Here is an 18,018-nt window from a genome sequence, read left to right as displayed (position 1 = left end):
TGGTAGGTGATCGCCCTGCGCTTGTGTACGATCGATTTGAGGCGGGGACCAAAGATGCGGTCAAAGTGATCAGAGGCCGTGTCACGGTGGTTGGTGATCTAGGTGTTTTGAATGGAAAGAGTATTGCCGACTTGATGCTGATAAAGGAAAAATTGCTAAACGCTGAGATAAAAATCAAGGATTTGCAATTTCTTGTGAATAGGGATGGCGGCGTGGTAATATCTGATCCAATGGGTGTGGAGAGGGGGTATAAGAAGGAGAATATGAAAATGATTGATCTGCTGATTGAAATGACGAGAAATATGGGGAAAAGATGATGGATTCATATTCTGCGGCGCTGCCATCTCAATCGGCTTTGCTATTTAAGAGTTTTTTGGGTAAAAGGCTCTTGTCGATGAGGAGGTACAGTCTTTCGCCCAAGGACGTTGCTGCAGTCGAGGGAGGGATTCCATTTTCCCGGGTTTTTGAAAGGACGGAAGGGCCGTTGGCGCTCACATTCGAAGATGGCCGGGTCCTTGGAATGGCGGGTGACGATAGCCTGAACAGCGTCATTGTTTGGCTTGACAGGGATGAGGCTGGAGATCCTGATTTCCATCCAATGGACGAGGATGTGGATATATTTCCTGTTGATTCTTCAGATCCCATTTTTTCAATAGCATACTGGAATGCTTTTGTCGGGGATTTTTTGCTTGGGTTGTCCATCATCAAGGAAAATCCTGTAAATCCTAGATTGGAGAGTCGGCCATGCGAGGTCGGGTTGTGCTTGCATTGGAAAAAAAATGGCAAGTTTGTTGTGGCAGACGGATTGGGCAATGGTTCCTTGAATTTTGGACTCATGTCATGGGACACAGCGCAGTCCAAACTGGGCTCTAGGTTTTACGAAATCCATTTGCTGTAGCTTCAGGTGGTAAGCTTTTGCTGAGCCATGGGGGCACCTTTCAATACCCTCAGCTTCCAGCCAACAGCTGAACAGTCGCGCGCTCTGCAGACGCAGATGGCCTGATCCAGCCCTTCATTCGCGCGCTGCAAGCCCACGCAAGATGGTTGCCGGCAGCCCGGGGCGCTTGGATTGCCCTGCCCCGCTTTGGAGGCTGGCGCCTATCGGCTGCGCAGCAGTGCGCTTCGGTTGCCAACGAGTTGTATGCAGAGCTGCAAAAACTGCCCACGCAGCACGCGAAAGCACGGCTGGATCAAGTCGCATCCGCGCCGAAAGTGATGTTTGTTCAGCTGCTGGCGGGAAGTCGGGGTATTGAGAGGTTCCCTATCCGGAGTAGCTCGGCTGGCCGCTTTGTTCACTGCAACGGCGGAGTGTCCAGGGGCGGTGCGATCAGGCCCTGCCAGGTGCCGGCAGGCCCGGTGGGCTGACCAGTGGCGGGGCGGGCGGGGCGCCTTACGCCGCCAGGGGGCGTGCGGTCTGCCAGTCGCTGTGCGACATGCGCAGGGCGTTGGACACGGTGATGTCCAGGCGGCGGGCCCAGGAGTCGAGGTCGTGCCGTTGGGCGGTGTCGTGCCGCTCGTTCCAGCTGAGCTCGGCCACCAGGCGGTCGGGCAGGTCGAGCACCGTGCGGAATGCGCGGTCATTGGCCATCAGTGTCCAGTTGAGCAGCACGGCCTGGGCGTCTGTGGAGGCGGATACGCTGGGCGCAAACCTGCAGACGCCGGAGCGGGTGAATTCGAAGAGTGCGGTAATCACGTTGGGAATGCCCCAGTCACTGGGTTGGCCAGGTGTTGTGCGCCCGGGACCTTGGCACCAGCGGGGAGTTGTTCTCCGGGGCCTGCAGTCGCCGGGGGCGAACATGGCTGCCCTTGGCAAAAAATGGCTTGCCAAGGAGCATCGAACGTGATTCAAACGCAAATTTCTGGCAGGCGGTATCCCCCAAAGGTAGGGCTGCGCCAAGGCCGTGGATGCGCAGGCCGTCCCTGCGCATCCGTTCGGTTCAGATGTATTCCAGCCCCACCTGGCTCAGCCCCACCAGATTGATCTTGCTGGCCGTGAGGTCCGAGCTGGCCACGGCCCAGGTCAGCGATGCGCCGGTGTAGCTGCCCGATTGGAGCAGGCCTGCCAGGTTCTGCACGGTGGCGGCATCGGCCGCAGTGCCGAACAGGTTGGCGTACAGCAGGGCCACCACCTGCTGGGGCGTAGCGGAGGGGCCGGCCACGGCGGCCAGGGCCAGTTCTGCCAGTTGCTGGGGCGTGGCACCCGATTCGTCCACGGCCTTGATCACGGCGCCCACCAGGCCCTTGTTCTTCAGCGCGTCGGAGCCCAGCAAGGTGCTGATGAGGCGCGCGGCGGTGCCGGCAGCGCCGTTCAGGTCCAGCGCCACGGAGTGGTCTGCAAAGCGCACGCGCTCGATCTGCTGCAGGGTGTCGATGCCGTCGAGGCCGGTGCCCTTGTCGTTGAGCAGCCAGTTGCCACCCGACAGCGGCTGCAGCGTGTACTGCCCGCGGTTGCCGTGGGCCACCAGCGTATCCACGCCCGCACCGCCGTTGAAGGTCTCGGCGGCGGGCTTGCTGTTGAACAGGTCGGCATCGCCCGTGCCCTGGTTGCCCGTGGGCAGGTTGGGATTGGTGGGCGTAGGTGTTGGTGCGGGCGTGGGCTTGGTGGGGGTGGTTGGGGCCGTGGGCGTTGTCGGTGTTGTGGGCGCAGGGGCGGGTGTTGGGCTCGGCGTTGGAGCGGGTGTGGGTGCCGGTGCCGGGGCGGGGGAAGGTGCCGGGGCCGGTGCGGGCGCTGCATCGAAGGTCAGCGTCGGGCCCTTGGTCGAGTTGAACCCGTAGGTGCCGCCCAGGCCGTCGCGGCCATACAGCCAGTCGAGCGCCAGCAGGTCGTAGCTCTGGAAGGTGGTCTTGTTCGGACCGGCATGCGTGTACGACATGACGGTGTTGTTGGTGTTGTCCTGCGCCGAGGGCAGGGGGTGCGAGGAGTCGAAGGGGTGCGACAGGCCCAGCGCGTGCCCCACTTCGTGCAGCAGCACCTCGTAGCCCGAGCCGCCGGCCGTGGGGTTGTTGTTGATGCCGGCGTGCTCCACATTGTCCAGGTACACCACGGCCTCGATGTTCAGCGAGGTCAACACCTGGCCTGGGACGGTGTAGCCGTAGCTGTAGCCCGACGATGCCAGGCCTGCAGTGGAGGGGCCTTGCAGGTTGGTGGCGGCAAAGTGCAGGTCGGCCTGCGCGGAAGTGGCCACCTCGGCGAAGGTGATGCCGGTGACGCTGGATGCATATGCCAGGATCTGCTTGGCGGACTGCTTTTGCGCGGCGTTGAAGGCGGTGACCGGGCTACCCGTCTTGGCCGCCTCGCTGCCAGCGCCTGCGTCAAAGGTGTAGTAGATCACCTTGCGGCCGTCGGGCCAGAAGTTCCACACCGGGGTGCCCCCCAGCAAGGCATCGGCCTGCGGGTTGCCGGAAAAACGCATGTTCTGCAGGTCGGAGACGGTAACGGCCATGGTGTGTGTATCTGTTGGCGGTGGATCGGGAGAGCGCCCGGCGCGTGGCCCGAGCGACCGGCGAATCTATCACCGGGGTGGGGCGCACACTGTGGCGTGAAACCAAATGTCACGACATGGCGCTGCGCGCCGACGGGCGGTATCGGGGAGGCGCTGGACGGCGCACTGCAGGCGCTTCGCCCCCGGTGGGGCTCAGCCGCGCGCGAGATGCCTTGAGAGAAGGGAGAAGGGCGCTATCAGCGCCTTGCGCAGACGAAGATGTGCGAGGCGCTGAAGTCGTTGGCCTGGTAGGCGAGCGCGAGTGGGTAGCGGGCGGCTGCCGTCGTATCCAGCGACACCAGGTACAGCGGGAAGTCGCGGTTGGCGTAGATGCGGTCGCCGCTGCTGCCCAGGCCGTCGAAAGGCACGCTGATGCTGGGCACCGCAATGGCGGGCATGCGGGATGTGTCCACCACCGCCTGGGCGGCTGTGAAGGTGGCGGTGGCGTTGTAGGTGGCGCCCGTGTTGCTGGAGCACACGTAGGCGCCGCTGTAGGCCGCATAGGGATCGCCCGCCACGGGCGGGATGGGGTACTCCGCCAGGGTGGCCACCTGGCGGTAGCGGCCGCTGGCCAGCATCTCCCAGAAGTCGGTGCCATAGCCCACGAAGATGGCGCCACCCAGCTGTGCGCGGGTGTTCCAGTTGCTGACGGCGATGGTCTCGGTCGCCTGGCGGATGGTGCGGTACTCGGGGATCTCGCCGCCCGTGTAGGGCACGAAGCCACGTGTCTCGGACAGCAGGTAGAACTGCCCGTTGTGCAGCAGCACGAAGTACAGCTTGCCCTGGCCCAGGAACCGGGCCTCGGTGTTGACGCTGACGGCGAAATTCAGGGCCTGCGTGGTGCCGCTGATGGTGGTGGCCACCGTGGTGATCTGGCCGAAGGCGGGCGCGGCGACCAAGCCCAGTGCCAGTGCGGCGCCTGCGAGGAGGTTGCGCAAGTTACTCAGGGTACTTCGGGGCAGGGTGGTTGGCATGGCGGTGTCCGGTTTCAGCGCATTCAACGCGGTGGCGTTGAATGCGGTTTACGTGGATACGGACGCGGTGCCGCTGCAGCAGCAGCAGCAGGCTCGCGCAGTGCATTTTGCGCCCCGTCTGGGCCGCGGGGCACGCGGTGGGCGCATACTGTTACGTTGGATACGTGCCCACACCGCCTGCGCGCTGTTGCCGTTGCCATTCCTCAGCCCAGCCGACCGCCACCATGCCCTCAACAACCCCCACCCCTACCCGCCTGCCCACCCCGTTCGAGTCGCTCGCCGGCGTTGCCAAGTTCCTGGGCACCGAAGAGATGAGCCCGGCCTTCCACGCGCGGCATGCGCAGGCCATCGATGGGGCCTGCGCTTTTCTGCAGGAGCTGGTGCGCGAGCACCCGTCGCTGGACATGGCGTTCAACGCGGCGCTGCCACTGCCGGTGGTGGATGGGGGCAAGCTGGTACTGCAGGCGCTGTCGTCCATCCAGTTCGCCGAGCAGAAGCTGCACTGGTTCGACAGCCAGATGAACACCGCACTGCGCGCCCTGGCGCCCGTGGTGCGCGACCCCGCGTTGCCCACCTGGATGGCGGAGTGCCGCTGGGCGGTGGATGGGGCGGCGGTGAATGTGTAATCTGTGACGGGATGTGCTGGATGGCCCGGCTCGCTTGCAAAAGAAGCACCGAGGCCGCCAGCGTGTTCTCGCGGCGGTGATTGCCGCAGGGCACTCTTGCTTGCGTTTGCCGCGCCGTCTCAGCGTTTGGTGCAGACGTAAACAATCTGGCTGCTGTAGGCGTTCGATTGGTAGCCGATCGCCAAGCTGTAAGGCCCCCCGGACGGATTGAGCATGACCAGCTTGAGCGGCAGGCTCGTGCTGCTGTAGGTCCTGTAACCGGGCTGGCTGACGATGGTGCTCAGCGAAAGGTTGTACGAGTACACCGGAATCGTCGTCAGCCGGGTGGTGTCGATCACCGTGTTGCTGGCGGTGAACGTGGCGGTGACGGTGCCCGAGCGGCCATAGTCGTCGTAGCACATATAGGTGCCGTTGTGCACCGCATAGGGGTTGGTGGTCACCGGGGGCGTTGGGGTCGGTGTGGGCGTCGGCGCCGGCGCAGGCGCCGCCGGCAGCGTTGCCACCAGCTTGAACCTGCCGTTGTTGATCATGTCCATCACGTCGGTGCCAAAGCCCACGAAGATCGAGGCACCGGCCTGGGCCGTGGTGTTCCAGCCCTGCACGTTGATGGTCTCGGTGGCCTGGGAGATGGTGCGGTATTCCGGCGGTTCGCCACCCGTGTAAGGGACGAAGCCACGTGTCTCCGACAGCGCGTAGATCTGCGAGCCGTGCAGCATTACGAAATACAGCTTGCCGCGGCCCACGTACTGGGCTTCGGGCGTGACGCGGGCAACCAGGGTGTAAGCGCTCGATGGGCCGCTGGCCGTGGCCGATGCGGTGATGTCGGCCCATGCGGGGCTGGCGGCACCCAGGCTGGCGACGATGGCGGTGGCGGCGGCAATTTTCTTGAGCGTGCAGGTAAGGCGCATGTCGGTGATGGATCGAAGTTGAGCCGGCGTGGGATTCTTGGGGTTGTGGTGGCCGGCAGAGGGTGACAAGGAAAACGCGCACGAAGCGCATGTATCCACATGGACACACTTGTATCCATTGGTTTCTTGATTTCAAAGCAATGGAGCGATCACCACAATCGCCAATATGGGTGATGCCAGCAGGGTTTACCGCCAAACGCCCTGCAGGGCGGGGCGAGGGGCGGGACCGCGGCGCGTGCGCGGACTGCGCTGTTACAAAAACCGCTGCGCCAAGTACGGCGCCGGGTCCACGAACGGCGCCTCGCCGCTGATCAGCTCGGCCACCAGCCGGCCGGTGACGGGCCCCAGGGTGAAGCCCTGGTGCGCGTGGCCGAAGTTGAACCACAGGCCCGCATGGCGCGGCGCGGGGCCGAGCACGGGTTTCATGTCGGCGGTGCAGGGGCGGGCGCCGAGCCAGGGCGTGGCCTCCACCGGCTGGCCCAGGGGCAGCAGTTCGCGCGTGGAGATCTCCGCGCGGCGCAGCTGCACGGGGGTGGCGGGTGCATCCAGCAGGGCGAACTCGGCCCCGGTGGTCAGGCGCAGGCCGCGCACCATGGGGGCCAGCATCACGCCGCGTTCGATGTCCAGCGCGGGCATGGTCAGGCTGGGGCCGCCGGCAAAGTGGCGGTGGTAGCCGCGCTTGCTGAACAGCGGCAGGCGGTAGCCCAGGCGCGTGGTGAGCGCGCCGGCCCAGGGGCCCAGGGCAATGACGGCGTGCTGCGCGCTGATGCTGCCAGAGTCCACCTGCACGGCCCAGCCGCTGCCTTGCTGGCGCAACGTCAGCGCGTCACCCGTGGCCAGATGCCCGCCGCGCTGCACAAACAGCCGCGCGTAGCGAGCCACCAGCTCGCCGGGGTCGCGCACGGTCCACGGGTCTTGCCAGTGCACGGCGCCGGCCAGCGGCATCTGCAGCACCGGCTGCGCGGCGGCCAGGGCGGCGGTGCCGAGCACCTGGCAGGCCAGGTGGTGCGATGCGGCGACGGCGGTGGCCTGCTTTGCCGCCGCGTCGAACGCCGGGCCGCTGCGGTACAGCTGCAGCCAGCCATCCTTGTGCACCAGGTCGCTGGCGCCGGCCTGCTCGATCCATCCGCGGTGCTCGGTAATGCAGTGCTCGATCAGGCGGCTGTAGGCCTGGGCGATGGGCGCATAGCGCGCGGGGGCCGATGCGGCCCAGTAGCTGAACAGCTGCGGCGCCAGGCGCAACAGGGCCCCCCAGTGGTAGTGGGCGTCGTTGCTCAAACCGGTGGCCACACGCGCCAGCGTGGCGATGCTGCGCGGAAAGGCGTAGGGCTGCACGGCCTCGCGCTGGATGATGCCGGCATTGCCGTACGAGGTCTCGCGGCCAGGCGCCTGGCGGTCGATGAGGGTCACGGCGTGGCCGCGCTGCTGCAGCGCCAGGGCGGTGCTGACGCCGACGATGCCGGCGCCGAGAACAAGGGTTTCCATGGGGGTGATTATTGCGGCTGCGGGCAGGGGGAGGGCAGGGCCGAACGGTCGGGCGGAAGGCACCCATTGTGCCGGCCCCCAACGCATGCCGAGCCCGGCTGGGGCGCCATTTTTCGACGACTGGATTGCCCGATTGGCAATCCAACTGCACACTGGTGGCGCGGGAGACGAGCGCGCTGCAGGGTGCGCGTGGGCGCTGTCCTACAGGGCCCGGGGGCAAGACCGGTTAGGGTTTGGGCAGGGAGCGAGGGCAGCCCTGCGGTGGACCGCCGCTGCTGCCTGCATGGCAAGACACAAGAACAGAACCCGGGATGCACGCCGGGGTTGGAGGGCGCATATGAGAACAGCTCCGGTGGTGATGAGAGGCCGATGCGCTTGCCGCCGCGTCGAGTACGCGGTGCATGCCCTGGAGCTGGAGGCCGCCGTGTGCTACTGCGAGAGCTGCCGCAGGGCGTCCGGTGGGGCCGGCATGGCGTGGCTGGAGGGCGAGCGTGCCACCTTGCGCACCTACGGGGCCCTGCACACCTGGCAATCTTCCGAGCACGCGGTGCGCCAGCTGTGCCCGCAGTGCGGCAGCCAGCTGTTCCGGCTGGAGGAGGGCCGGCCCGACGTGGTCGAGGTGGCGGTGGGCACGCTCGACGACCCGGGCGCGATCCGCAGCACGCGCAGCGCCTTTGCCAGCCAGCGCCCCCGCTGGGACCTGCGCGAGCCGCTGGGCAGCGACCCGCATGCGCGGGTGCCAGGCTCCCTGGCCCCGGGCCTATCAGGCAGTCCGCACACCTTGCCGACCCGGTCGGCAAGCGACGAGGCACTGCAAAGCATGCTGGTCAGCACGCAGGACGCCTTCATCAGCATCGACCCCGGCGGCTTCATCACCGAGTGGAACCACCAGGCGCAGGCGACGCTGGGCTGGAGCCACGACGAAGCCATGGGGCGCCCGATGCACGAGCTCATCATCCCGCCCGAGCTGCGCAGCGCCCATCTCTATGGCATGGCCCGGCTGCAGCGCACGGGCGAGGGCCCCGTGCTGCGCCGCCGCTTCGAGCTGCAGGCGCTGCACAAGGACGGGCACCGCCTGCCTGTGGAGCTGTCCATCGCCCCGCTGCGTATGGCCGGAGGCATTGGTGCCACCGGGTTCATCCGCGAAGCCAGCCACGGCCACACTGCCGAGCGCCAGCTGCAGACCAACCAGGCCCTGCTGCAGCGCATGGGCGAGCTGGCGCTGGTGGGCCCCTGGACGGTGGACCTGCACACCAGCGAGGTCCACTGGTCGCCCATGGTGCGTGGCATCCATGGCGTGGACGATGCCTTCGTGCCCACGCTGCCCGGCGTGGTCGGCTTCTACGAGGACGGCGCGCAGGAGCGGCTCATCGCCGCCTTTGAAAAAGGCATCGCCACCGGCGAGAAGTGGGAGATCGAAGCCCCGCTGCGCCGGCCCGATGGCACGCGCGTCTGGGCGCGCGCCATCGGCAACACCGAATACGACGAACTGGGCGCCCCGGTGCGCGTGGTGGGTGCGCTGCAGGACATCACCGACCGCAAGCGGGCCGAGGAGTCGCTGCACATGCTCAGCCAGATCCTGGAGGCCACGCCCGACTTCGTGGTGCAGGCCGATGCCGAAGGACGCGTGACCTACATGAACCCCGCCGCGCGCAAGGCCCAGGGCTACGGCGACGGCTACGACGTCACGCAGCACCGCTTCACCGACTTCAACACGCCCGAAACCACCCGGCGCTACCGCGACGAGGTCATGCCGTCGGTGATCAAGACCGGGGTGTGGATGGGCGAAAGCACGGTGCTGGTGGCCGGCCACCCGATTGCGGTAGACCATTCGGTGCTGTCCCACCGCGACGCCGATGGCCGGGTGGTGCGCTACACGGCAGTGATGCGCGACATCTCTGCGCAACAGCGCGCGCGTGCCGACCTGTTCCGCCAGCAGCGCACCCTGAGTTCGATTGCCGAGGCCATTCCCGACGTGATCGCCGTGGTGGACCGCGAAGGCCGCTACGAGTTCGTCAACTCCGCGTTCGAGAAGCTCGTGGGCCCCACGCGCGCAGAGATCGTGGGCCGGCGCATCGGCGAGGTGGTGCCGCTGGCCGAGCTGCGCGACAGCATGGGCTTCATCGACAAGGCGCTGGCCGGCGAGCCCACCGCCTTCGAGCTGGTGCTGCAGCTGCGCGGGCGCCCGAGGAATATGGCCATCAGCCTGGTGCCCCGCCAGTCCGAGAGCGGCCAGCCCGATGGCTTCATCGCCGTGCTGGACGATGTGACCATCCACCGCCAGCGCGAGTCGCGCCTCATCGGCCTGAGCGAGCGCGATGCGCTCACCGGCCTGGTGAACCGGCAGGGCCTGGAGGCGCACCTGCAGCGCATCCCCCTGGCCGAAGCACACGGCGTGGCCATGCTGTACGTGGACCTGGACCGCTTCAAGCCCGTCAACGACACCTGGGGCCACCCGGTGGGCGACCAACTGCTGCAGGCGGTGGCCGCGCGCTTCATCGCCCTGGTGCGGCCCCTGGACCTGGTGGCGCGCGTGGGCGGCGACGAGTTCGTGGTGGTGCTGGGCGGCATGCCCGGCCAGGCAGCAGCCGAGCAGGTGGCCGACAAGCTGGTGGCCGCCGCCGGCCAGCCCTTTGACCTGGGCGGGCGCAGGGTGCACATCGGCGCCAGCGTCGGCGTGGCCTTTGCGGGCGACGACGGCTGGCGCGGCCTCATGGAGCGTGCAGACGCCTCGCTCTACCGCGCCAAGGCGGCCGGGCGCGGAAGACGGGCTTGACCGTCCATCACCACCACTGGTAGCCGAACGTCGCCGTCACGCGCCGGGGCTCGCCGCAGCAGCCATGGCGCAGGCGTAGCACACGCATGGCGGCGCCTGCAACACGGTGTTGAGCCACCCAGCCCCTGCGGTTTTGGGTAGCATGGTCTCTACAGTCCACCCTGTGGCACTTTCCTGCGAAACCCGCGATCTCGACGAAAGACCACCCCCATGCCAGTTGCTCAATCCCACCCCGCCTGCGTGCGGGAGTTTCGCCAGGTCCTGCTGTGGCCCCTGCGCCTGATGCCGGTGCGGGGCTCCGAGGGCCAGCACGCCAAGCCCTGGCAGTTGCTGGCGGACATGGGCGAGGAGGCCTCGCCCTGGCGCGAGGTGGTGGACGAATTCACGGGCGACAGCAGCCGTTTTCACGAACGCCACTACAACGAGTTCGTGACCTTTTTGCCCTATGTGCAGCGCTTCCTGTATGGCGAAGGGCGCAGCCGGGAAGGCGGCCGCGCCACCGGCTCACCGATGCGGGTGTTCCGGCGCAGCGACGTCAGCGCCGTGCGGGCGGTGCTGCGCCCCGGCGATGCGCCGATCACGCTCGACATCGTGCATGTGGACCTGTACTTTTTTCTCGACCTGGACCTGGTGCTGCTCAATGTCGAGGTCAGCGCCCGCGACCTGCAGCTCGCCCAGGCGCAGGAGCTGCTGTACCGCTTCGGCCGTGGCTACCCCGCCGGCTGGGACGCGGATGGCCATGCCCAGCACTGCCTGTACAGCGCCGAGTGGCTTGACGCCGCCGGGCAGGTGCTGGCCGCGTCCGACGCCAACCAGCGCGACCTCTTCATGGCCCACGTCAGCAGCCACCGCGCCCCGCGCATCTCGGCCCACTGGGCCTGGCTGCTGGAGCCGCTGGTCAGCGACCATTCCGAGCGCAGCGGGCCCCTGCGCTACCGGCAGATCGAGTATTACCGCATGCCGCAGCTGGCCTTTCTGGCGCTGGACGACCCGCGCGCGCTCAGCCGCAGCGACTTCATCCGCTTCGGCCTGGTCACGGGGGCGGCCCCGCCCAGCGACGACGACACTTGCCTGCCTTATTCCGAAGAGCACCTGGCCGACTTTGAAAAGCGGTTCTGCTACGACCGCTTCTGGAGCAGCAGCGGTGCCGCCCCCAACACACGCTATCTGTGCAGCGGCCACTCGCTGCTGGTGCTGGGCAATGCCAGCAGCCCGTTTTATGTGTGCCGCGACCGGGGCGTGCTGGCGCAGTTCCGGCACCAGCACTTCTTGCTGTTTTTGATCGCGCACTTCCAGAAGGCGGCGCTGCTGATGTTCTCGGACCGCTTGGCCGAGGCCCTGAAAGACCTGGACATTGCCGACGCCGCCAGCGTGCGCCGTTTCAAGCGCACCATCCGCGACAGCTTTGCCGGCTTTCTGCGCTTCACGCACCGCTATTGGTTCCACGAAGTGTCCGAGCAGGCCCAGGTGCGCGCCCTGTTCCGCATGTGTGCCAACCATCTCGGGCTGGACTCGCTGTACACCGAGGTCAAGGAGCGCATCGGCGAAATGAACCAGTACCTGGACGCCGACAGCCTGCGCCGCCAGGCCAACACCGTCGTGCGGCTCACGGTCGTCACCATCTTCGGCCTGATCGGCACCGTGACCACGGGCTTCCTGGGCATGAACCTGCTGGCCGAGGCCGACGCGCCTTTGGGCCGCAAGCTGGGCATCTTCGCCCTCGTGTTCGCGCTCACCACCGCGCTGACCATCTACACCATGGTCAAGTCCAAGCGCCTGTCGGACTTTCTGGACGTGCTCTCGGACGAACGCGCCACTGCCTGGCAGAAGTTCAAGGCGCTGGGGCTGGTGTGGCGGCGTGCCGGGGGGTGAGGAGGGCGGGCAAGCGGGAAGCCATGGGCCGCAGCCGTTGAACGGCCGGCAGGCAAAGCTGCTCTGGCGAATCTACCCGTTCACCGACAAGGGCTTGGCTGTCGGCAAGCTGAACGCGCTCGGCGATTCCAAGTCCCACGAGAGTGGCGGTTCGAGGCGGTATGGCATCACCCGCCCCCCGCACGCTGTCAGTGGTGGAAGCACTGGATCGACCAGTTGTTGGTCCTCGGCCATCGTCAGGCTGTGTAGGTTCTTGAACGCGTCCATCGGCATCACTGTAGCCGCCGCGGTAGCTCTCTGCAACGAGCTTGCCTTGTCTGGGTGCAGGATTGTGAGGTTGCGCAGGCTCCAGGCCACCCAACAACTGCCGCGCCTTGTCCACCTGATCGAGCCCGACGAGCACGCCGCCCTTGTGCAGCAGCACGCGGTCCACGCCGCCTTGGCGCAGGCGCTCCTGCAACTGTGCGGGGTCGCCTTTGACCATCAGCGTGCCGTCGCGCTGCATCTCCATGACGCTGCATCTCCATGACTGGCACGGACTGAAGCGCTCCAGCATTCGCCTGCGATCCATGACCTGTGCGAGGTGCATCGGCGCCCACCGCGCTGAGGCCCGCTGTGAAGTCGCCAGCCGTTGGCGTTCGGGCAGTAGCGGGCGCAAGCTGTGCGGCAGTTCTGGTCCCTGGCAAGGTGGCCGTTGCCGATGCGGGCTGAGACCCACGATCCGCCTGCGTGCCAGCCGGTGCCGCGAGTGGGCGGCTGAGCACCCGTTGCGCCAGTGCCGCCTGGTCCACGGGCACCAGCGTCACGCCCGCGAATGGCTCGGCACCGCGCACGCCGCCTGCCTGCAGGTACGCGAGGATGGTGGCCTGGTCGCCGCCGATCACGAGCATGCCGGAGTCGAGGGCCTGGACCTGGGCGTCCATGGGGGCGGGGGACTGGGGCTGGACTTGTGCCGCTGCGGTATGGCGGGCTGTGCCGTACTGGGTAGTTGTGGGTGCTGCTTCTGCAGCGCTGGCATCCACTTCGGCATTCAGCGTGGACGCGGTTGGGGCCGGAGCTGGGGTGCCGGGTGCCTGGGGGACTCTCTCCGCCTGGCTCGCATCGCTGTTGACCCGTCCTTGCGGCAAGGCGTTGGCGCCTTGTTGGGTGCCGCTGCGGTTGCCGTCAGTCGATGCCGGCAAGGGCGTCGCGGGGGTGGCCGATGGAGCGGCAGGTCCTGATGGCCTAGTGCTGTTTGTGTCGGGAGAGTCTCGGCTTTCCCTGGCGGTAGCTACCTACGTCAAACTATTGGGTGACATTGAGCGCGGACTCGTCTTGGTAGCCCGTTGCTGACGACGTAGGGACCGGTGACGGCACCGGCATGAGGCAGCTTGAGTTGCCGGTGCCGTGCGCACCTTATGACCCTGCGTTGCCGGCGGGTCGCTTCGTAGGAACCTTCAGGGGGCTGAGGGCGCTCGACGTTCAGCCATGCGAAATCTAGATTTGCAAGGATTAAGTTTTTACTGTTTTGTGCCGCCTGTAGAAGTCATGCCAAATTTCTCGGACATCCCCCAATTCCATCTCAAATATGCCAGCCACAATTAGCATGCAGTCGGAGGTTGTCCAACCATCAACTTTTAGTCTCGCGAATACCTCATGGCTGCTTGCGCCAGAATTTTTCATCTCTATGTAAGGCCTCATTTTTTCGGATGTGGAATTATTCATTTTTCAAACGCTCCATTTTGCGCAATGTTGGCACATGCTTGCTGAATCCATAGCCTCTAATGAAGACGGATTCCCCTTCTGAAAAACCACGCTTAGCCAATAGCCTTGCGAGACGAGTATTCCTAATGTCTGCTCCAAACAGTTCCAGATGGCTAACTCCAAGAGTCTGACCTAGTGATCGTGATTGGTTTGAAAAATTCATTATAGCGCCACTCTCATCGCTGATCAAATCCCAAATGCCTGCTCTAAAGATTCCTCTATCTAATTTGAAAACGTATATCACTGATTTTTCAGTGGATGGGTCTTCGAAAATAACCTGTTCACCTTGAAGAAAATCTCTGCGTTGTTTTGCATTCATTCCAAATTTATGGAGTTCTATTAAGGTGCGCCGGGAAGGTCGAGCAAGGAGTTGTGATCCTGGTCGTTTGGGCATGCTCACCGTCTCAATTTTTGTATGCCTAGATATTTTTTTGACTGATTTTCCTTTCCTTTTGACTGCCGTAGCGCGCTCCCGCTGCGCAATGCCAAACGCCAAATCCACCAGGTCCTGCCCATCAAAAGCCTGCGGATTCCCGGTCAGCTTGCCGAGCACGGTCTGCAGCGATGCCCGCACCCGCGCCAGCCAACCCTGCACCGAGTTGGCTGGCATGAGCGCCGTAGGCTCCACCCCCAGCTCCATTGCCACCTGCACGGCGTAGGGGAACAGTTCTTCGCTGCTGTAGCTGGCCTCATCAGCTCCGGCCGGCCGCGAACCCTGCACGCGCGCTGCGGCCTCGTCGTAGACCCGCCGCTCCAGGCTCCCCTCGGGCCTGTTCGCCCAACTGCCGATCACTTCGTGCAGGTGCCTCCACCCCGCTTCGCCCAGCACCGCCTTGCCATGTTTGTGCGCCAGCTCGTGCGCGGCCACGGCCATCTCCTGGCCGGCTTCGATGTGGTCGGCGATCAGGAAGATGGTGTTGGTTTAGAACCTGCTCACGGTCTCCCAGGTGTCGCGCAGCGGCCTTGGCGGGATGGGGTGCAAGGCGTGGGGTGCAGCCGATAGCCCGTGCTATCGGCAAGCACCGCAACGCCGCAGACCGCCCGCCAAGACCACTGCCCAAAGGGTTGGAGCGAAATCGGGCGATTGAACGCCCCGGCTGCTTGCATGGGCATGAGCCCATGCGGCGCATCCGAAGCATCCACTCATCCCGATTGCGCTCCAACGCGATCCCCTGCGAGACCGTGAACAGGTTCTAGGGTCGAAGAACCCCTGGGCCAGACCGGTGTCTTGCGAGCCCATGTCGACTTCGCCGATCAGAGGCTCCCAGTGCGCCTGGATATCTGCTGAGGTGGCGACCACCATGCGGCCGCGGCCCTCGGCGAGCAGGCCCATGCTGTTGGTGAGCTTGGCCACTGCGGCGCGCACGGACTGCACGGTGGCGGGCTTGGCGGGCAAGCCCCTGGCCCGTGAGGTGCGGTCAGGCGAAGGCGTTGCGCTGCGACTGAACTGCTGGCCCGACAGGGAGGGCAGTGAGGGGCCTGCCGAGGCTTGGGCCTCTGGTGACTGCTGCAGCAACTGCCGCGCCTTGCCCACCTGGTCAAGCCCGACGAGNNNNTTGGCGCAGGCGCTCCTGCAGCTGTGTGGGATCGCCTCGGACCATCAGCGTGCCGTCGCGCTGCATCTCCATGACGGGCACAGGCTGAGGCGCTGCAGCGCTCGCGGGCGAGCCATGCCGCCTCTCCTTGCGAGGTGCATCGGCGCCCGCTGCGCTGGGGCCCGCTGTGAAGTCGCCCGCCGCCGGCGCGCGGGCAGCAGCGGGTGCGAGCTGTGCGGCAGTTCTGGTCCGGGGCAAGGTGGCGGTTGCCGATGCGCGCGGAGACCCACGGCCTGGCTGCGTACCCGCCGCTGCAGCGAGTGGGCGGCTGAGCACCTGCTGCGCCAGTGCCGCCTGGTCCACGGGGACCAGGGTCACGCCTGCGAATGGCTCGGCACCGCGCACGCCGCCTGCCTGCAGGTGCGCGAGGATGGTGGCCTGGTCGCCGCCGACGACGAGCATGCCGGAGTCCAAGGCCTGGACCTGTGCGTCTATGGGGTCGGGGCAGCCTGCTACGTCACTGGATCGTCTGTCGCGGCTGTAGAAGATCCGTTGCAGAGGGCGATCACTTCCGAGTCGATCTCTTTGTTCAGCAATTCCAGCCAGCGTGCCGCGACCGTGTTTGAACTCGCCGTTTCGAGGTGGCGCCACAAGGGCTGAAACAGGCCTGCAAACGGTGTCAAACCGGTCCCAAAAAGCGGATTACGCAGGCATCAAGTGACCTTGCGCTCGACATCAGGCTGTGCCGGTCTGGCGAATTGGGTTTTGCAGACCATCCTTATAGCTTTCGCAGAAAATTATCTCACCCTTCCTGGTAACTATCTCTCAACCAATCATCAATATTTTCATTCTCTTTAACAACATCATATATAAATAACTTTGCATTCCGAAGCCCCCCCTTCCCAAGAAGATGCATTACGTACATCGCTGCATACACATCCGCTCTTTTTCGAACAAGCTCGCGCAAATCCTCGATATGCAGATTGTACACATCCATGTAATCACGACAGCTCCCTACCTCCTGGGAAACGTCTCTCCCAAGATAAGACTTCAGCATCTCCAAACCTTCTTCATCCAACCCCGTCATGGTAACTCCTTTAAAAATCAATAGCGCCTTGCAATAACATTTATTTTTTGGGCGCATTCTTAAAATCACCGACATTGACAAAGCCCAGCAACTCTATTTCAAAAACCCCATACCCCAGTTTCTGCCTGGCTTTACCGAACGATATTTCCCTTATTGCGGACTGCGCCCAATCATCTATTGTGCCATTGTGATCTCTTGCGCGATGTTTGTCGAACTCTTTTCGGAAATTTTTGCGATTATCATCAGTCAAATTACCGGAAATCCAACCGGAGGGGCGCCCTTCGTTTCAATGTAATAAAAAATCACTGCCTTCAGCATCGCCTCTGTCACTCCATGGGCGTCGATTACTATGTGCTCTCCTGATTTCTTTTTCCCATTTTTTCCAATAAATAGGATGGGATAGCCATCCTTTATTTCGATGCCGGAAAAAACAACATGCTCTCCGTCCACGAGCATCGTAATGGCGTTACTTGGGTGGTCGTCCGCAATTATCCGAACCTTGAAATCTGTGAGCGGAACCGGACGCGGATTGTTCTCCGACCCCAGCGGGCCTTTCTCCTTCGCCGCCCCCGCACCGTCCTTGCCTGCATCGCGGCTCATCTGGAGGGGGCGGGGCGGTGAAGAGGACGAGGGAGAGGAAGGGCTTGCGCTGCCGCCCGCGGACCGTGCCACTTCGCCTTGCCACTGAACCGGGGCAGCCCCTGCGCGTTCTTGCTGCGCAATGCCAAACGCCAGGTCCACCAGATCCTGCCCGTCAAACGCCTGCGGGTTGTTGGTCAGCTTGTTGAGCGCTGTCTGCAGCGATGCCCGCACCCGCGCCAGCCAACCCTGCACCGAGTTGGCCGGCATCAGCGCCGTAGGCTGCTCGCCCAACTCCATCGCAACCTGCACGGCGTAGGGGAACAGTTCTTCGCTGCTGTAGCTGGTCTCATCCGCTCCGGCCGGCCGCGAACCCTGCACGCGCGCTGCGGCCTCGTCGTAGACCCGCCGCTCCAGGCTCCCCTCAGGCCTGTTCGCCCAACTGCCGATCACTTCGTGCAGTTGCCTCCACCTCGCTTCGCCCAGCACTGCCTTGCCATGCTTGTGCACCAGTTCGTGCGCGGCCACTGCCATCTCCTGGCCGGCTTCGATGTGGTCGGCGATGATGAAGACGGTGTCGGTGTTGGGGTCGAAGAACCCCTGGGCCAGACCGGTGTCTTGCGAGCCCATGTCGACTTCGCCGATCAGGGGCTCCCAATGCGCCTTGATGTCCTCTGAGGTGGCAACCACCAAGCGGCCGCGACCCTCGGCGAGCAGGCCCATGCTGTTGGTGAGCCTGGTCACTGCGGCGCGCACGGACTGCTCGGTGGCGGGCTTGGCGGGCAAGCCTCTGGACCGCGAGGTGCGGTCAGGCGAAGGCGGTGCGCTGCGGCTGAACTGCTGGCCCGACAGGGAGGGGCGGGAGGGCAGGGAGGGGCCTGCCCAGGCTGGGGCGCTTGGCGGCTGCCGCAGCAACTGCCGCGCCTTGTGTACCTGGTCAAGCCCGACGAC

At 64.9% G+C, this 18,018-nt stretch carries 13 protein-coding genes and 2 pseudogenes; 5 read left to right on the top strand and 10 right to left on the bottom strand.

The annotated features are described in order from the left end of the window. Positions 1-317 (top strand): hypothetical protein (locus ASE28_RS20400; protein WP_200961133.1); only part of this gene is annotated, 317 nt, incomplete at its 5' end. After that, positions 317-898: a hypothetical protein gene (locus ASE28_RS32240; RefSeq protein WP_157422073.1), complete on the top strand. Its 582-nt coding sequence runs from the start codon at positions 317-319 to the stop codon at positions 896-898. The genes ASE28_RS20400 and ASE28_RS32240, both read left to right, overlap by 1 nt. 492 nt (positions 899-1,390) lie before the next feature. On the opposite strand, the gene ASE28_RS20395 is transcribed toward ASE28_RS32240, so the two are convergent. From ASE28_RS20395 to ASE28_RS20385, 3 genes are all read right to left on the bottom strand, one after another. Further along, complete coding sequence (locus ASE28_RS20395; protein ID WP_057268261.1) at positions 1,391-1,693, bottom strand: hypothetical protein; 303 nt, start codon at positions 1,691-1,693, stop codon at positions 1,391-1,393. A gap of 244 nt (positions 1,694-1,937) precedes the next feature. Continuing rightward, the gene (locus ASE28_RS20390; protein WP_057268260.1) at positions 1,938-3,443 is read right to left on the bottom strand and encodes a M12 family metallo-peptidase; all 1,506 of its coding nucleotides are present in this window, start codon (positions 3,441-3,443) and stop codon (positions 1,938-1,940) included. A 236-nt stretch (positions 3,444-3,679) separates the two neighbouring features. Continuing rightward, on the bottom strand, positions 3,680-4,456 hold the full coding sequence (locus tag ASE28_RS20385) for a hypothetical protein (RefSeq protein WP_157422072.1): 777 nt from the start codon (positions 4,454-4,456) through the stop codon (positions 3,680-3,682). Positions 4,457-4,680: 224 nt separating this feature from the next. On the opposite strand from ASE28_RS20385, the gene ASE28_RS20380 reads away from it, so the two are divergent. Continuing rightward, positions 4,681-5,082, top strand: a complete 402-nt coding sequence (locus tag ASE28_RS20380) for a hypothetical protein (RefSeq protein WP_057268258.1) — start codon at positions 4,681-4,683, stop codon at positions 5,080-5,082. Positions 5,083-5,201: 119 nt separating this feature from the next. Here ASE28_RS20380 and ASE28_RS20375 read toward each other — a convergent pair whose 3' ends face one another. Together ASE28_RS20375 and ASE28_RS20370 are read right to left on the bottom strand one after the other, a co-directional pair. After that, complete coding sequence (locus ASE28_RS20375) at positions 5,202-5,990, bottom strand: hypothetical protein (RefSeq protein ID WP_057268257.1); 789 nt, start codon at positions 5,988-5,990, stop codon at positions 5,202-5,204. Between the two features lie 252 nt (positions 5,991-6,242). Continuing rightward, positions 6,243-7,475, bottom strand: a complete 1,233-nt coding sequence (locus ASE28_RS20370; protein WP_057268256.1) for an FAD-binding oxidoreductase — start codon at positions 7,473-7,475, stop codon at positions 6,243-6,245. A 337-nt stretch (positions 7,476-7,812) separates the two neighbouring features. Between ASE28_RS20370 and ASE28_RS20365 the strand changes: the two genes are divergently transcribed. Together ASE28_RS20365 and ASE28_RS20360 are read left to right on the top strand one after the other, a co-directional pair. Further along, entirely contained in the window at positions 7,813-10,251 is a 2,439-nt protein-coding gene (locus ASE28_RS20365; protein WP_162262271.1) for a PAS domain S-box protein, read from the top strand. Between the two features lie 210 nt (positions 10,252-10,461). After that, positions 10,462-12,123 (top strand): hypothetical protein, encoded by a 1,662-nt coding sequence (locus ASE28_RS20360; protein WP_057268254.1) that lies wholly within the window; start codon positions 10,462-10,464, stop codon positions 12,121-12,123. Here the strand turns inward: ASE28_RS20360 and ASE28_RS32235 are convergent. The 5 genes and pseudogenes from ASE28_RS32235 to ASE28_RS20345 all read right to left on the bottom strand — a co-directional run. Further along, positions 12,083-12,634, bottom strand: coding sequence for a hypothetical protein (locus ASE28_RS32235; protein ID WP_157422071.1), 552 nt, complete (start codon positions 12,632-12,634; stop codon positions 12,083-12,085). The two genes, ASE28_RS20360 and ASE28_RS32235, sit on opposite strands and share 41 nt — an antisense overlap. A gap of 1,185 nt (positions 12,635-13,819) precedes the next feature. Next, positions 13,820-14,734: a hypothetical protein gene (locus ASE28_RS32230; protein WP_157422070.1), complete on the bottom strand. Its 915-nt coding sequence runs from the start codon at positions 14,732-14,734 to the stop codon at positions 13,820-13,822. Between the two features lie 688 nt (positions 14,735-15,422). Beyond that, positions 15,423-15,863: pseudogene (locus ASE28_RS32225) on the bottom strand (hypothetical protein); the annotation flags it as partial. A gap of 340 nt (positions 15,864-16,203) precedes the next feature. Then, positions 16,204-16,488, bottom strand: a complete 285-nt coding sequence (locus ASE28_RS32220; protein WP_157422068.1) for a hypothetical protein — start codon at positions 16,486-16,488, stop codon at positions 16,204-16,206. Between the two features lie 246 nt (positions 16,489-16,734). Next, a pseudogene (locus ASE28_RS20345) lies at positions 16,735-18,018 on the bottom strand (hypothetical protein); the annotation flags it as partial.

Origin of the sequence: Acidovorax sp. Root219 (assembly GCF_001428665.1) — a bacterium.
GTDB lineage: Bacteria > Pseudomonadota > Gammaproteobacteria > Burkholderiales > Burkholderiaceae_C > Acidovorax.
Note: the sequence above shows the minus strand (reverse complement) of the source record. Positions and strands in the feature narration are given on the sequence as shown.

Bases quoted from the DNA above. Each gene is read 5' to 3' on its own strand.
- ASE28_RS32240 (WP_157422073.1), top strand. From the start codon at position 317: ATGGATTCATATTCTGCGGCGCTGCCATCTCAATCGGCTTTGCTATTT.
- ASE28_RS20390 (WP_057268260.1), bottom strand. From the start codon at position 3,443: ATGGCCGTTACCGTCTCCGACCTGCAGAACATGCGTTTTTCCGGCAAC.
- ASE28_RS20385 (WP_157422072.1), bottom strand. From the start codon at position 4,456: ATGCCAACCACCCTGCCCCGAAGTACCCTGAGTAACTTGCGCAACCTC.
- ASE28_RS20380 (WP_057268258.1), top strand. From the start codon at position 4,681: ATGCCCTCAACAACCCCCACCCCTACCCGCCTGCCCACCCCGTTCGAG.
- ASE28_RS20375 (WP_057268257.1), bottom strand. From the start codon at position 5,990: ATGCGCCTTACCTGCACGCTCAAGAAAATTGCCGCCGCCACCGCCATC.
- ASE28_RS20370 (WP_057268256.1), bottom strand. From the start codon at position 7,475: ATGGAAACCCTTGTTCTCGGCGCCGGCATCGTCGGCGTCAGCACCGCC.
- ASE28_RS20365 (WP_162262271.1), top strand. From the start codon at position 7,813: ATGAGAACAGCTCCGGTGGTGATGAGAGGCCGATGCGCTTGCCGCCGC.
- ASE28_RS20360 (WP_057268254.1), top strand. From the start codon at position 10,462: ATGCCAGTTGCTCAATCCCACCCCGCCTGCGTGCGGGAGTTTCGCCAG.
- ASE28_RS32235 (WP_157422071.1), bottom strand. From the start codon at position 12,634: ATGGAGATGCAGCGCGACGGCACGCTGATGGTCAAAGGCGACCCCGCA.
- ASE28_RS32220 (WP_157422068.1), bottom strand. From the start codon at position 16,488: ATGACGGGGTTGGATGAAGAAGGTTTGGAGATGCTGAAGTCTTATCTT.